The organism is Streptomyces sp. NPDC031426 (assembly GCF_055581585.1).
This window is the reverse complement of record NZ_JBVIJE010000003.1, coordinates 244,465-259,166: the sequence shown is the minus strand read 5'-3', so window position 1 is coordinate 259,166 and position 14,702 is coordinate 244,465. Positions and strand designations below refer to the sequence as shown.

Below are 14,702 nucleotides of genomic sequence, written 5' to 3'. Positions count from 1 at the left end.
TTCCCTCTTCTCTTTGCTTCTGCTTGGGCGGGGTGGTGCCCCCCCCCCCCCCCCCCCTTCCCCCCCCCCCCCCCCCCCCCGGGCCAGGTCGGCGGCGAGCAGTTCGAAGTCGTCGGCGTCCTCGGGCGGGCGGCGGCGCGATGTGCGCTGCGGCGGGGCCTCCCCCTGGCGCAGCGCGTCGACGAGGGCGTGCAGGTCGGCCTCGCCGCGCGCGGCGGTGCGGCGCAGCGCGTCGACGCGGTCGGAGACCGAACGGGCGGCCCGGTCGGCGGCCACGGCGGCGATGAGGATGCCGGCGACGGCCACGGTGACCGCTCCGGCCAGTACGGCCCACAGCACGGGCCCGGTGCGCGCGCCGGAGGAGCGGATGCTGAACAGCACGGCGGCGGTGGCGCTCAGCGCGACCGCGAGGGGCGGCAGCACGGCGAGCCGCATGAGCTGGGGCCGTATGTGCGTCTCGGGCAGTGCGGGAGCGGGTCGGGCAACCGGTCGCCCGTGCCGGCCGCCCTCGCGGCGGTCGGCACGGGCGGCCGGTGCTCGGAGGTGAGACATCTGCGTCCTCGTACTAGTCCGTCGGGCTGCCATGCGGCCACTGACAGTAGTCGCCTCCCCCTCATGTGCGGGGGGCAGTTGACAAAGTCCCGCAGGATTGGTCCCGCTCTGGTATGAGGCCTCGTACGACAGACCGATTACCCGGTCAGGCACGGGAGTTGAACCCGAAACACATCGATACGACTCGTGCAGAATCCATCACGACGACGCGATCGCCGTCGCGGCGGATTATTACGGAGAGTATCCGCTTTGGCCTTGGCTGGGGCGTGGGGACTGAAGACTTGCGTACGGCGTCGTCGAATCCGGCGCGAGCGAGGACGGCGAGCATGGGCTCGGTCAGCTGGAGCCAGGTCCTCGGGCGCCGGGCCACCCGGCGCAGTCCGGCCCGCGGGGGCGGTTCGGCCGGTACGGCGCCGGCGCCGGCGCGGGGCCGCCCAGGTCGGCCGCCTGGCGGCGCATGGTCAGGGCAGCGAGCCCGTCACGGTCGCCGAGGGCGACAGCCACGCTGAGGCCCGGCGGGCGACCGAGGCGTCCCCGCCCCTCGGAGTTGACGGCTCAGCGGCGTCACCTGCGAGCGGGCGGCTCCGCCACGAACGCGCCGACCGAGCGCCAGGTGCGCCGCAGCTCCCCGGAGACGCCGCGCCACCACGCCTCCGCCGGGAGCTTGCCCGCCGGCTCGAAGGGCTCGCCCGGGCGGGGCAGGGCCACCGCCTGGCCGGCCTCCTCGGCGACCTCCTTCGTCCACTCACCCGGCTCGGCCCAGGGGTGCGGGGCCAGGTTGAAGGTGCCCCAGTGGATCGGCAGCAGCGCGCCGTGCGGTGCTCCGCCCTGCAGGTCGAGGTGGGCGCGCAGGCCCTCCTCGGGGGTCATGTGGATGTCGGGCCAGAACTCGCTGTAGGCGCCGATCTGGATCATCGTGGCGTCGAACGGGCCGTGCTCGGCACCGATGTCCTTGAAGCCCTCGAAATAGCCCGTGTCACCGCTGTGGTAGATCCGGTGCTCCTCGCCGGCGACGGCCCAGGAGGCCCAGAGCGTGTGCTGGGTGTTGCGCAGGCCGCGGCCGCAGAAGTGCCGGGCGGGCGTCGCGGTGAGGGTGAGGCCGCGGACCCGCGTCGACTCGTGCCAGTCCAGCTCGCGCAGGCGGTCCGGGGAGACGCCCCAGTGTTCGAGGTGGGCGCCGACGCCGAGCGGCACGGCGAAGACGGTGTCGGTGCCGGCCAGCGCCTTGATCGAGGGCAGGTCCAGGTGGTCGTAGTGGTCGTGCGAGATGACGACCACGTCGACCTCGCCGAGCGCGGCCAGCGGCAGCGGCACGGGGTGCAGCCGCCTGGGGCCGACGAAGGGGAACGGGGAGCAGCGCTCGCCCCATACGGGGTCGAACAGCACCCGGTGACCGTCGATCTCCGCGAGGACGCTGGAATGGCCCATCCAGGTCAGCCGCAGTCCGGTGGCGGGCGGCTTGGCCAGGTCGGCGAAGGTGGTGGGATGCACCGGGACGGTGCCCTTCGGGGCCCGCAGGGGCCGGGTTTCCTTGTCGAGGAACACCTTCGCCAGGTCCAGCGTGGAGCCGGAGGGCCGGGTGCGCGCGGGGCCGCCCGGGTTCTGGAAGACACCGTCCTTGAAGTGGGGGGAGCGGCGGATGCGTGCCAGGCGCTCTCCGCCCGGTTCCGCGCCGAAGGCCGCGGGCCGCAGGGCGCGGAGCCCGGAGCTCGAGGAACGCAGTCCGGTCACGGTACCTCCCGGTGGAGTGGGTGAGGCTCCCCATTATGGTCGGCCCCTCCGACAGTCCGGCCCCGGCGGGGCGCCTCAGCGGGCCCGGCGGCACGCTACTGAACCTCGGTTCAGCACGTTGACAGGTCACGGACCGGCTCCGGATACTGACTCACGATTCAGTAGAGCGTTCAGTGGAGCTCTGCCCGGCGCCCTTCGCCGACCACCGTCCGCGGCCGCATTGGAGGCACCATGTCCGACCTCCCCACCGAGCTGGTCCCGCTCCGCCCCGAACAGCGCGACGCCGTCGATCTCGCCCGTGCCTTCGCCCGCGAGGAGATACGGCCACGCGCGCGTGCCGTGGACGAGGCCGATGTGGAGACACCCTGGGACCTGTGGCGCAGGGCCGCCGAGGTCGGCATCACCGGGTTCATGCTGCCGGAGGAGTACGGCGGGGGCGGCTTCACCGACGTCTTCACCCAGTGCCTGGTCCAGGAGGAGCTGTGCGTGGGCGACCTGGGCATCGGCAACCTGCTGTGCTCCAACGGCTTCTTCGCCGACCCCGTCCTCGAACTCGGCACCAAGGAGCAGAAGCAGGAGTGGCTGACGCCCCTCGCCGGACCGGACACCCCGATGACGGCGCTGGCGACGACCGAGCCCGGCGCCGGCTCCGACGCCGCGTCGATCGTCACCGCCGCACACCGCACGGCCGGCGGCTACCGGTTGCACGGCCAGAAGGCGTGGATCTCGAACGCGGGCGAGGCCGAGAGCTACGTGGTCTTCGCCAAGACCGACCCCACCCGGCGCTCGCGCGGGGTCAGCGCCTTCCTGCTGCGCAAGGGCACCGAGGGGATGACCTTCGGCGAGCCCATGCGCAAGATGGGGCAGCGGGCGATCGTCTGCCGGGAGATCTTCTTCGACGACGCGTTCGTACCCGAGGAGCACCGGCTCGGCGCGGAGGGCGAGGGCTTCGTCGGGCTGATGCGGACCTTCGACATCTCCCGTACGGTGCTGGGCGCGGCGGCGACGGGCGTGGCCCGGGCGGCGTACGAGTACGCGCGCGACTACGCCCGTGAGCGGCGGCAGTTCGGCAAGCCGGTCATCGAGCACCAGGCGGTCGCCTTCCGGCTCGCCGACATGCGCACGCGCGTGGAGCAGGCCCGGCTGATGACCTGGCGGGCGGCCCGCCGGCTGGACGCGGGTCTGGAGGCGACCGCGGAGGCCGCGATGGCCAAGCTGACGGCGTCGGAGACAGCCGCGTACTGCACCTGGGCGGCCGTGCAGACGCTCGGCGGCTGGGGCTACTCGCGGGAGTTCCCGGTGGAGCAGTGGATGCGGGACGCCAAACTGGAGGAGATCGAGGAGGGCACCTCCGACATCATGCGGCTCGTCATCGCGCGGAGTCTGTGATGGGCGCTCTCGCCGAGCCGGTGTCCCAGGCCGCCGCCGACGGCCTGCTGACGGGCGGCCAGGCGCTCGTACGGGCCCTGCGGGCGCACGGCGTGACCCGCGTCTTCGGCATCCCGGGCACCCACAATCTGGAGATCCACCGGCATCTGCCCGCCTACGGCATCGACCATGTGACGCCCCGCCACGAGCAGGGTGCCGGGTACGCGGCCGACGGGTACGCGCGCGTGACGGGCCGTCCGGGGGTCGTGCTCACCACGACCGGGCCCGCCCTGCTGAACGCGGCGGCCGCCGTCGGCGAGGCCTACGCGGACAGCGTGCCGCTGCTGGTCGTCTCGCCGGGCATGCCGCTCGGCCATCCCCGGCTGGCCACCGGCGCGCTGCACGAGATGCGCAGCCAGACCGACGCCCTGCGCGGGGTCGCCGCGTTCAGTCACCGGGTCTCGTCGGTCGCGGAGATCGACGCGGCCGTGGCCCGGGCCTTCACCCTGTTCCGCATCCGGCGCCCGCGCCCCGCCCACATCGAGGTGCCGCTGGACCTGCTGACGGCGACCCAGGTGCTGGGGCCCGTCCGGCGGGCCCCGTGCGCCCCACTGCCCGCGCCCGCCCCGGAGGCCGTACGACGGGCCGTCACGGCCCTCTCCGGCGCCCGCCGCCCCGCGCTCGTGCTCGGCGGCGGAGCCGTCGGCGCGCGGGCGCAGTGCCTCGCCCTCGCCGAGCGCCTGGGCGCGCCCGTCGTGACCACGGCGGCCGGCAAGGGCACGGTCGCGGAGACCCATCCGCTGTCCCTCGGCGTCTCCCTGCACAGCCTGGCCGTGCAGAAGTGGCTCGCCACGCGGGACGCCGTCCTCGCCGTCGGCACGGAGCTGTCCGAGTCCGATTTCTGGACCGCCCCACCGCCCCTGGACGGCGCGCTCGTACGCGTCGATCTCGACCCGGACCAGATGTACGCGGGCGCCGCGGTGGACGTACCGCTCGTGGCGGACGCGCGGCTCGCCCTGGAGGCCCTGCTGACGGAACTGCCGGACGACCGGCACGCGCGCGTACCCCGAAAGAGGCCGCACACGCGCGTGGCCGGCGAGGTGGCCGCCCTGCGCGCCGCGCGCGATACCGAGACGGCCGCGCGGGACGCCCGCTGGATCCCGTATCTGCGGGCGTTGCGCGCGGTGCTGGCAGCCGATGCCGTCATCACCTCCGACAGCGCCCAGTGCTGCTACTACGGCGCTCTCCCCCACCTGCCCGTCGGCCCCGAGGGCCGGTATCTGCACCCCACCGGCTTCGGCACCCTCGGCTACGCGCTGCCCGCAGCGCTGGGCGCCAAGGTCGCCGAGCCGCACCGGCAGGTGCTCGCACTCAGCGGGGACGGCGGACTGCAGTTCACGGTGCAGGAACTGGCGACCGCCGCACAGCTCCGACTCCCGTTGCCCATAGTGGTGTTCGACAACGGCGGCTACGGCGAGATCCGCGACGAGATGCGGGCGCGCGGCGACGCGCCGGCCGCGGTGGACCTCGCGCCGGTCGACCTGCCCGCCCTCGCCCGCGCCTATGGAGGACACGGCACGCGCGCGTGCGACCCGGCCGCGCTGGCGGGTGCCGTGACCGAGGCCCTCGACCGGCCCGGCCCCACCCTGATCACCGTCCCCGAGGAGACCCCATGACCGCCACCGCTCCCCTGATGTCGCTCGTCTGGACCGACCACGTCACCGGCCGCCGGGGCTTCCTGGTCGTGGACCGGCTGGTGCGCGGCGTGGCCAGCGGCGGACTGCGGATGCGCCCCGGCTGCACGCTGGAGGAGGTGGCGGGGCTCGCCCGCGGCATGACGATGAAGGAGGCGCTGCACTACGACCCCGAGGCGCGCTATGTGCCCCTCGGCGGCGCCAAGGGCGGCATCGACTGCGACCCCCAGGACCCGCAGGCGTACGGACTTCTGGTGCGCTATCTGCGCGCCATGCGCCCGTACATCGAGAGTTTCTGGACCACCGGCGAGGACCTCGGCCTCACCCAGGACCTGGTCGACCGCGCGGCGGCCGAGGCGGGTCTGGTCTCCTCCATCCAGGCCGTGTACCCGCTGCTGGACGACGAGGCGGCGGCCCGCGAGCGGCTCGCGGCCGCCTTCGCGGTGGAGGTGGACGGCATCGGTCTGGACGAACTGGCCGGCGGCTGCGGGGTCGCCGAGTCGGTGCTCGCGGTGCTGGACCGCGCGGGCGTCCCGTACCCGGGCACCCGGGTGGCCGTACAGGGGCTCGGCACGATGGGCGGGGCCACCGCGCGGTTCCTCGCACGCGCGGGGCTGACGGTGGTGGCGGTCGCCGACATCAAGGGGACCATCGCCAATCCCGCCGGGCTGGACGTCGAGGCCCTGCTGGCCGCGCGGGACGGTTACGGCGCCGTGGACCGCCGTGTGCTGCGCCCCGGCGACCGCGAACTGCCCGGCGACGCCTGGCTGTCCGCCGACGCGGAGGTGCTCGTGCCGGCGGCCGTGTCGTACGCGATCGACACCGCCGACCAGGACCGGATCCGCGCCCGCTGGATCGTGGAGGCCGCCAACATGCCCGTACTTCCGGAGGCGGAGGAGCTGCTGGCCGCGCGGGGGGTCACCGTGCTGCCGGACGTGGTGGTCAACTCCGGTACGAACGCCTGGTGGTGGTGGACCCTGTTCGGCGACATCGGCGCGGACGCCGACGAGGCCTTCGCGCACATCCGGCGCTCCATGCGCGCCCTGATCGGCCTGATCCTCGACCGTGCGGACGCCGACGGCGCGACTCCGCGCGCGGCCGCCCACGCCCTGGTGACCGACCGGCTGCCGGTGATCGCGGACCGCTTCGGGTGGTACCGGTGAGGGGCTCCGGTGCGCCTTCCCCGGACGCGCTGTTCGACCCTGCCTCGGTCGCCGTCGTCGGCGCCTCCGCGCAGCCCGGGAAGTGGGGCTACTGGCTGGCCAAGGGGGCACTGGCCGGGCGGGCGCGGCGGGAGGTGCACCTGGTGAACCGGCGGGGCGGCAGCCTGGACGGCGTGCCGTTCCGCGCCGGACTCACCGGGCTCGCCTGCGAGCACGTCGTGGTGGCCGTGCCGCCCGCGCACGTACGGCCCGTGGTGACCGAGGGCCTGGCGGCCGGCGCCCGCCACTTCACCGTCATCACCTCCGGCGGGGACCCGGCCGGGGAGCGCGCGCTGGCCCGCGAGGTGACCGCCCGGGGCGCCCGGCTGCTCGGCCCCAACTGCATGGGTCTGGTCGACACGGGCAGCGAACTGCGGCTCAGCTGGGGCGAGTTCCCGGCGGGCGCGGTTGGCCTGGTGTCGCAGAGCGGGAACCTCGCGCTGGAGATCGGGCGACTGCTCGCCCGCGCGGGACAGGGCTTCTCCCGGTTCGTCTCGCTCGGCAACCAGCGCGACATCGACGCGGCGGAGGCCCTGGAGACGCTCGTCACGCACGCGCCCACCCGGGTGCTCGCCGCCTACGTGGAGGACTTCCGCGACGGCCGCCGTCTCGCCCGGGTGCTGCGGGCCGCGCACGCGGCGGGCAAACCGGTCCTGCTGCTCACGGTCGGCCGCAGCCCCGCCGCCGCGGGCGCCGCCGCCTCCCACACGGGCGCCATGGTCAGTTCGTACGACACGGTGGCGGCCGTCTGCCGGGACAGCGGCGCGCTGCTGCTGGATTCGGCGGGCGAGCTGGTGGACACGGCGGTGTGTCTGCCGGCCGTGCGCGGGTGGTTGCCGGGGGCAGGGAGGAGCGGGCGGGGGTCGGACAACGCCGGTGGGCGAACGCTCGATGGCCAACGTCTGTTGGCGAACAGGCGTGGGCAGACCGCGGCGGGGGACAACGCTTGTGGGCAAGCAGACGTTGGCGAACAGGCGTTGGCCGCGTCGGCCGGCGACCGTCGACACCCCCCGGCCGGGGTCGGCGTTCCCCAGCCGACCCCATTCCCGCCAAAGCCGACCCCATTCCCGCCAACGCCCGTTGGCCAACCGCCGTTGACCGACACCCGCTGTCCCGCCGCCCTCCGCATCGCGATCGTAGGAGACAGCGGCGGTCAGGGCGCCCTCGCCGCCGACGCGTTCGCGATGCGCGGCGCCCGGGTGCCGGAACTGTCGGCCGCCACGGTGCGCCGCGTGGCCGAGGCGCTGCCACCCGCCGCCGGCTGCCGCAACCCCGTCGACCTGGCGGGCGCGGGCGAGGCCGATCTCGGCAGCTACGCGCGCGTGGCGGAGACACTGCTGGGCAGCGGGGAAGCCGACGCCGTCGTCCTGACCGGCTACTTCGGCGACTACGCCAGCGCGGACCCCCAACGCACCGCCCACGAGTGCGAGGTGGCCGGCGCGCTCGCCGACGCCGCCGCCCGTACCGGACGCCCGCTGCTCGTGCACACCATGGCCCGCGACACCCCTGCCCTCGCCGTCCTGCGCGAGCGCGGGACACCCGTGTACGAGCGCATCGAGCAGGCGGCCACAGCCCTCGCCGGGGCCGTACGGCTCGCCGCCGCGGCGGCGACCGACCCGCCACCTCTCCCCCGCTCCGCGCCACCCGCGCCCGACGGCGGTTACGAGACCGTCCGCGCCCTGCTCGCCGCCCGCGGACTGCGCTTTCCCCAGGCCGAGTTCGTGCCCGACTCCGAGGAGGAGGCGGTCGCGGCGGCCCGGCGCGTGGGCTTCCCGGTCGTGCTCAAGGCGATGGGCCTCGCGCACAAGACGGAGGCCGGTGGGGTCGCGCTGGGCCTCGGCGGCCCGGATGCCGTACGCGCGGCCCTGGCCCGGATGCGCGCGTCCACCGGCGCCGCACGGTACGCCGTCGAGGCCATGGCGGCACCGGCACACGCCCACGAACTGATCGTCGGCGTCCGGCACGACCCGGCGTTCGGCCCGGTCGCCCTGGCCGGCATCGGCGGCGTCACCGCGGAACTGCACGCCGACACCGCGCTCGCCCTGGCCCCGCTCACCCCGGCACGCGCGCGTGCGCTGCTGGTCGGGCTGCGCCACGCACCTCTGCTGACCGGCTGGCGCGGCGCCCCGCCCGTCGACCTGGAGTCCGCCGCGACCGCCCTGTGCGTGATCACTCAAGTGGCCGCCGCACACCCGGAGTTCACCGAGCTGGAGGTCAACCCGCTGCTGGTGCATGCGGACGGCGCGCTCGCCCTGGACGCGCACGCGGTCGTCCGGGGCGCATGACGGAAGCTGAGAGCGGGGGGCGCCTCGGCGACCCTGTACGACGATGTCATGGCGCGGACGAGTACCGGCGGAAGTGCCACGCCTGCGCTGCGGCCCGAAACGACGACATGCGATCACGGAGGGCCTCCCGGCGCCCCTCGGCCGCGAAGCCCTCCGCGATCGCCCGCCCCCGATGTCAGGAAGCGCGGAGCGCCCGTTACCCCTTCTCTTTGCGCGTTCGCGCCCCCGCCGCATAGAAGCCCAGCCCGATGGCCACGAACAGCACCAGCGGTACGACCTGGCTGAGGGTGTAGGCCGCCCGTTGCCCGGCGAAGGAGTGCGGGAGTGAGTCCGCGGGGCTGCCGCCGGTGCCGAACCAGCCGACGCCGAAGCCCGGCCAGATCAGGACGACGACCGTGAAGGCCACGAAGGCGGTGGCGAGGCCGCTGATGAGGCGGGCGCCGAGCAGCCCGCCGGGGACGGCGTAGGGGCGGGGCACGTCCGGGTGCTTGCGGCGCAGGACGGCGAGGCTCGGGAAGGTGATGACGTAGGAGATGAAGGTGGTGGAGATGGTCAGGCCCAGGCCCGCCGCGAAGTACTTCTCGCCGTCGCCGCCGGTGAGGTTGAGGGCGGTCACGAACAGCGCGGAGGCGAGGACGGCGGAGAGCAGATTCACCCGTACCGGAGTGCCGTGCTTGGCGGAGATGTGGCCGAGCCAGGCGGGACCGGCGCCGTCCGCGCAGGCCACGGCCTGGGCGCGGTGGGCTCCCATGGCCCAGGTGACGCCCGAGGTGAGCAGCCCGACGATGAGTCCGGCAGCCGCGATCCCGCCGCACACCGCGCCGAAGCCGGTGAGGGTGACCGTGCCGTCCGCCGCGATCGAGCCGCCGTAGACCGTGAAGACGGCCTTGCAGGCGTCGATGAACCCGCCGAGGCTGCCGATGCGTTCGCTCGGCAGGACGAACAGGATGCCGAGGATCGGGCCGCCGTAGAGCACGAGTGCGGCGAGGCCGGAGCGGAGGATGGACAGCGGGATGTCCCGGCGCGGGTTGCGCATCTCCTCGGCCGCCGAGCTGGGGAGTTCGAAGCCGACGTAGTTGAAGATCAGCACGGGGACCAGGGCGACGAAGCCGGTGTACGTCGGCGTGAAGCCGCCGGCGGGCAGGGCGTGCACGCCGTTGCGGACGGCGTAGACGACGACCGAGACGAGGAAGAAGCCCAGCAGAACGACCCGGGCGGCGGCACCGGCGATCGGCACCCACTTCCCGATCCGCACCGACTGGACGACGGCCAGCGCGCCGCCCCAGATGAACACGAACCCGGCGAGGTACTTCCAGGCGCCGGGCAGCGGGGTGAAGAACTCCTCCCAGGTCGTCAGGGCGATGATGCACAGGCTGCCGCCCACCCAGACCGGGTTGGAGATCCAGTACAGCAGCTGGTTGACGCCCGCCGTGAGCCGACCGAAGGCCAGCCGGGTCCACACGTACGGGCCGCCCTGCACCGGGAAGGCGGCGCCGAGTTCGGCGACGAGCAGGCCGTACGGCAGGAAGAACGCGAGCGCGAGGATCGCCATCCAGGTCAGGCCCTGGGGGCCCTGGGCGGCCACCGAGCCGATGGTGTCCAGGCCGACGAGCGTGCAGATGAGGAAGAACAGCACGTCGAGCCGGCGCAGCTCCCTGCGGAGCCGGGTGCGCTGCTCGCCCCAGCCGGCGGAGAGATCGGGTGTGTCGGGGCCTTGTGGGTGCGCGGAGGTGGTCGGGGCGTGGGTCACGGGCGGACTCCTACGGGCGCGGGCTGACTCCTATGACGGCGGGGGGTGGCGTTGGCACGGTGGCCGACGGTGGCGGCGGACCGCTTACTGACTGAACGAGCAGTCAGTAGTGCGGGTACTGTGACCCCGGCCGCACGGGGGTGTCAAGAGGTCGTCGGCGCATGTCCGGGCGGCTGTGTAGGGTGACCGCGTGGCGAGAGTGCGGTTGAGCGTGGCCGAGCGGCGGGAGGAACTGCTGCGGGCTGCCATCGGGCAGATCGAGGCGCGGGGCGTGGCGGCGGTCAGGATCGCCGACGTCGCGGCGACGCTCGGGGTGAGCAACGCGCTGGTGCTGTACCACTTCTCGACGAAGGAGAAGCTGGTCGCCGCCGCGTTCACCTACGCGGCCGAGGACGATCTCGCGCACCTGCGCAAGCTGCTGGGCCGGCGGACGTCCGCGCTGCGCCGGCTGCGGGCCGCGGTGCGCTGGTACGCGCCGACCGGGCAGGCCAAGGGCTGGCGGCTGTGGATCGAGGGCTGGGCCGTGGCCCTGCGGGAGCCGGCCCTGCGGGAGGTCACCCGGGACCTGGACAAGCAGTGGAAGGCCGCGATCACCGAGGTCATCGCCGAGGGCGTGGCGGCGGGCGAGTTCGCCTGTGCCGATCCGGCCGGCACCGCGCTGCGGCTGACCGCGCTGCTGGACGGGCTCGCCGTGCAGCTGACGTCGTACCCGGGAGCGGTGCCGCGGACGCGCGCGCAGGAATGGGTCGACGACGCGCTGGCACGGGAACTGGGCCTGGACCGGGAGGCGTTGACGGAGCGCTAGGCGCATTGCCCTGTGAGGCCGGGGCCACGCGCGCTTCGGGGCCGTCTCCGGGCAGGCACACTTGCCGACGGCTGAGCACACTTGCCGACGGCTGAGCACACTTGCCGACGGCTGAGCCGGGCACACCACCCACGATCACCCGTGCCCCGCACCGCAGGTCACACGGTGCGGGGCACGGCGATGCGGTCAGGCCACCGAGGCGATGCGCATCTTGATGTCGTCGGGCGACACGGCGCCCTTCGCCGTCACATGGTCGCCGGAGGACTCGCCGCGCAGTCGGCGGCCGATCCACGGGACGAGGTACTCGCGGGCCCAGTGGACGTCGTCGCGGCGGATCTCCAGGGTGCCGCGGGGCGGTTGCGGCGGCCACGGCTGCTCCGGGTCGGCCGGGACCTCCAGACCGAGGACCTGACCGGCGCGCAGCGCCACGCGCGTGTGCCCTTCGGGCGAGAGGTGCAGCCGGTCGCTGTCCCACGCCCTGCGGTCCTGCACGGACCTCAGGGACCACAGGTCGAGCACGGGACATCCGTACCGGTCCGCGATGGCGCGGACGTGCCCGTTGTACGTGGCGATCTTGCCACGCAGATGCTTGAGCACGGGGACGCCACGGGTGTCGAAGCCGGTCGTCACCATGACCGTGCCGGCCGTCTCGGTCAGCCGGACCACGGCCCGTTCGAAGCGCTCGGCCACCTCGTCCGGGTCCGTGCCGGGCCGGATGATGTCATTGCCGCCCGCACAGAAGGAGACCAGGTCCGGGGCCAGTTCGACGGCCTTCGGGAGCTGGTCCTGCACGATCTGGTCGAGCAGCTTCCCGCGGACCGCGAGATTGGTGTAGTTGAAGTCGCCCTCGGGCCGCCGGTCGGCGAGCAGTACCGCGAACCGGTCGGCCCAGCCGACGAACGCCCCGTCGGGCCCCGGGTCGCCGACGCCCTCGGTGAAGCTGTCCCCCACCGCCACGTACGACCCGATCACTGATCTGTTGTCATTCTTCGAATCGTCTGCCACGTCGGACCATGATTCCCCTTCGGATGTGACCTACGCGACCGTAAGGAGGGGTTGACGAACGGTGAGATGTGACACCCTCAAATAATTTGCCATTCGGGAATAGCGCTGGTCCCGCGCCGGAATCTCAGATGCGGCGCAGTCGGAGAACCGTCGCATCCAGGTCGCCCTTGAGTCCGGTGCGCAGGCCGTGGTGCAGCAGGACGGCACCACGGTGAACGTCACCCGTTTCGCGGCATTCGTACGATGCCGTGGGATCGAGTCCGCGCAGACGCAGCGCCGGCGCCGACTCGCCGTGGCTCTGCGCCTGGAGCCAGGCGAGGACCACCGTCTCCTCACCCAGGAGGTACTGGACGGCGCTCAGACCGCCGGCCGGGGGCCGCAGCCGGTACAGCTCGCCCTGCTGGACGACCGGGCGGATCTCCTTGTAGAGCTCGACCCAGCGCCCGGCCTCGGCCAGGTCCTCGTCGGTCCACTCGTTGAGGTCGCCGCCGACCCCGAGGACGCCCGCCATGGCGCTGACGAACCGGAACCGCAGGGAGCTGACCCGGCCGTTGAGCTGGGTGTTCGGGCTGTCGGTGACCCAGGCGGCCATGACCCGGGCGGGGTGGATCTGGCTGAAGCCGTACTGGATGGCGAGCCGGTCGAGCGGGTCGGTGTTGTCGGAGGTCCACACCTGGTCGGTGCGGCTCATCACACCGAGGTCGATCCGGCCGCCGCCGCCCGAGCAGGACTCGAAGGCGACCTGCGGGTGGGCGGCGCGCAGCCGGTCCAGCAAGGCGTAGAAGGCGCGGACATGGTCCACCCACAGGCGCTGCGGATACGGCTCCCCGGGCCAGCCGGCGTCGGTGAAGCAGCGGTTGAAGTCCCACTTCACATAGTCGATCGGCGCGCTGGAGAGCAGGGTGTCCAGCTGCTCCCAGAGGTACTCCCGGACGTCCTCGCGGGCGAGGTTGAGGACGAGCTGGTTGCGCAGCTCCGTCCGCTTCCGTCCCGGCTGGTACTGCACCCAGTCGGGGTGGGCGCGGTACAGGTCGCTGTCCGGGTTGACCATCTCGGGCTCGACCCAGATGCCGAACTGCATGCCGAGGCCGTGCACCTGGTCGGCGAGGGGCTTCAGGCCGTGCGGGAAGCGGTCGGGGTTGGGGGTCCAGTCGCCGAGGCCTGCGCGGTCGCTGGTGCGGGCGCCGAACCAGCCGTCGTCCACGACGAACAGCTCCACGCCGATCCCCGCCGCCCGGCGGGCGAGCGCGAGCTGCTGCTGCTCGGAGATGTCGAAGGTCGTCGCCTCCCAGGAGTTGAAGAGCACCGGCCGGTCCCGCTCGGCGTCCGGGATGACGTACGCGCGCTGGTAGGCGTGCCAGGTGCGGCTCGCGCCGCCGAAACCGCCGTCGCTCCACAGCCCGGCGAAGACGGGGGTGGTGTACGACTCCCCCGGCTCGAGGAGCAGCAGCCCCGAGTCGTCGTAGCCGGCGCCGCCCGTGATCTGCACGCGCGCGTCCGGGAGTTGCGCGACCGCGATACGCCAGGAGCCGGACCAGCCGAGCGCGCAGCCGTAGACCTCGCCCAGCTCCTCGGTGGCGTCGGTGTCGAGCGCCACCCAGGGCAGGTGCTGGTGGCCGGTGTGGCCGCGGCGGCTGCCGATGACCTTCTCGCCGTAGGTGAGCGGGGCGGTGGTGAGGCGGGACTCGGCGGCCCAGCGGCCGTGCAGCTGGGACAGCCGCCAGCCGTCGCGGTCGGGCAGCGTCCAGGTGGCCGCGTCGGCCCGCAGCAGCTCCACGCGCGTGTGCGTGCCGTTCGCCACCGTGACCCAGCGCTCGACGACGTCACCGCGCATCCGGTAGTGCAGGGTGACGGCGAGGCCGTCGTCGTCGAAGCGCAGCCGCAGCTCGTCGCCCTCCGTCTCGTACGACACGAAACGCCACTCGGTGCCGCGGCGCTCCTCGGTGCGCACGGACAGGGCGGGGCGGACGAAGCGGGGACCGCCCTCCACGGGGTACTCCTCGCGGCCGTCCAGCGGGGACTCGAAGGGCCAGTAACCGGGCAGTGGGGCCTCGGCGAGGACGTCCGCGTCCGCGAGGGCGATGCGTGGCCCCCAGTGCAGGTGGAGCAACTCGTCCGCGTCGGTGAGATGCAGGGCATAGCTACTGGTGGGCCCCGAGAGGAGCCAGGTACGACCGTCTTCGGCGATGTCCACCACGTAAGACCTCACAGGTGCCAACAGATCCGCTCAAGTGCCAACATCATCAGGTGACGCAGCCCCTGGTGACAATGCCTGTGGACAACTCCTTGCCCGAGGAAACCGATGTCGTA

Annotated in this window: 9 protein-coding genes and 1 pseudogene; 5 read left to right on the top strand and 5 right to left on the bottom strand. The window is 73.5% G+C overall.

The window, feature by feature from the left end:
* Positions 1 to 552, bottom strand: a pseudogene (locus tag ACZ5NH_RS06595) (hypothetical protein); the annotation flags it as partial.
* Positions 553 to 1,116: 564 nt separating this feature from the next.
* Positions 1,117 to 2,283 (bottom strand): MBL fold metallo-hydrolase, encoded by a 1,167-nt coding sequence (locus ACZ5NH_RS06590; RefSeq protein WP_468773260.1) that lies wholly within the window; start codon positions 2,281 to 2,283, stop codon positions 1,117 to 1,119.
* Between the two features lie 231 nt (positions 2,284 to 2,514).
* On the opposite strand from ACZ5NH_RS06590, the gene ACZ5NH_RS06585 reads away from it, so the two are divergent.
* The 4 genes from ACZ5NH_RS06585 to ACZ5NH_RS06570 are packed head-to-tail and all read left to right on the top strand — an operon-like array spanning position 2,515 to position 8,832.
* Positions 2,515 to 3,672, top strand: a complete 1,158-nt coding sequence (locus tag ACZ5NH_RS06585) for an acyl-CoA dehydrogenase family protein (protein ID WP_468773259.1) — start codon at positions 2,515 to 2,517, stop codon at positions 3,670 to 3,672.
* Positions 3,672 to 5,327 (top strand): thiamine pyrophosphate-binding protein, encoded by a 1,656-nt coding sequence (locus tag ACZ5NH_RS06580; RefSeq protein ID WP_468773258.1) that lies wholly within the window; start codon positions 3,672 to 3,674, stop codon positions 5,325 to 5,327. The genes ACZ5NH_RS06585 and ACZ5NH_RS06580 overlap by 1 nt, the downstream gene beginning before the upstream one ends.
* Positions 5,324 to 6,508: a glutamate dehydrogenase gene (locus tag ACZ5NH_RS06575; protein WP_468773257.1), complete on the top strand. Its 1,185-nt coding sequence runs from the start codon at positions 5,324 to 5,326 to the stop codon at positions 6,506 to 6,508. The genes ACZ5NH_RS06580 and ACZ5NH_RS06575 overlap by 4 nt, the downstream gene beginning before the upstream one ends.
* On the top strand, positions 6,505 to 8,832 hold the full coding sequence (locus tag ACZ5NH_RS06570) for an acetate--CoA ligase family protein (protein WP_468773256.1): 2,328 nt from the start codon (positions 6,505 to 6,507) through the stop codon (positions 8,830 to 8,832). The genes ACZ5NH_RS06575 and ACZ5NH_RS06570 overlap by 4 nt, the downstream gene beginning before the upstream one ends.
* A gap of 196 nt (positions 8,833 to 9,028) precedes the next feature.
* Here ACZ5NH_RS06570 and ACZ5NH_RS06565 read toward each other — a convergent pair whose 3' ends face one another.
* Positions 9,029 to 10,582, bottom strand: a complete 1,554-nt coding sequence (locus tag ACZ5NH_RS06565) for an APC family permease (protein ID WP_468773255.1) — start codon at positions 10,580 to 10,582, stop codon at positions 9,029 to 9,031.
* 190 nt (positions 10,583 to 10,772) lie between these two features.
* Between ACZ5NH_RS06565 and ACZ5NH_RS06560 the strand changes: the two genes are divergently transcribed.
* Entirely contained in the window at positions 10,773 to 11,387 is a 615-nt protein-coding gene (locus ACZ5NH_RS06560) for a TetR/AcrR family transcriptional regulator (protein ID WP_468773254.1), read from the top strand.
* Between the two features lie 186 nt (positions 11,388 to 11,573).
* Here ACZ5NH_RS06560 and ACZ5NH_RS06555 read toward each other — a convergent pair whose 3' ends face one another.
* Both ACZ5NH_RS06555 and ACZ5NH_RS06550 read right to left on the bottom strand, forming a co-directional pair.
* Entirely contained in the window at positions 11,574 to 12,359 is a 786-nt protein-coding gene (locus ACZ5NH_RS06555; RefSeq protein ID WP_468773253.1) for an SGNH/GDSL hydrolase family protein, read from the bottom strand.
* A 157-nt stretch (positions 12,360 to 12,516) separates the two neighbouring features.
* Positions 12,517 to 14,589 (bottom strand): alpha-galactosidase, encoded by a 2,073-nt coding sequence (locus ACZ5NH_RS06550; protein ID WP_468773512.1) that lies wholly within the window; start codon positions 14,587 to 14,589, stop codon positions 12,517 to 12,519.
* Positions 14,590 to 14,702 lie beyond the last annotated feature (113 nt).

Coding starts and splice junctions, on each gene's coding strand:
- ACZ5NH_RS06585 (WP_468773259.1), top strand. CDS start 2,515: ATGTCCGACCTCCCCACCGAGCTGGTCCCGCTCCGCCCCGAACAGCGC.
- ACZ5NH_RS06580 (WP_468773258.1), top strand. CDS start 3,672: ATGGGCGCTCTCGCCGAGCCGGTGTCCCAGGCCGCCGCCGACGGCCTG.
- ACZ5NH_RS06575 (WP_468773257.1), top strand. CDS start 5,324: ATGACCGCCACCGCTCCCCTGATGTCGCTCGTCTGGACCGACCACGTC.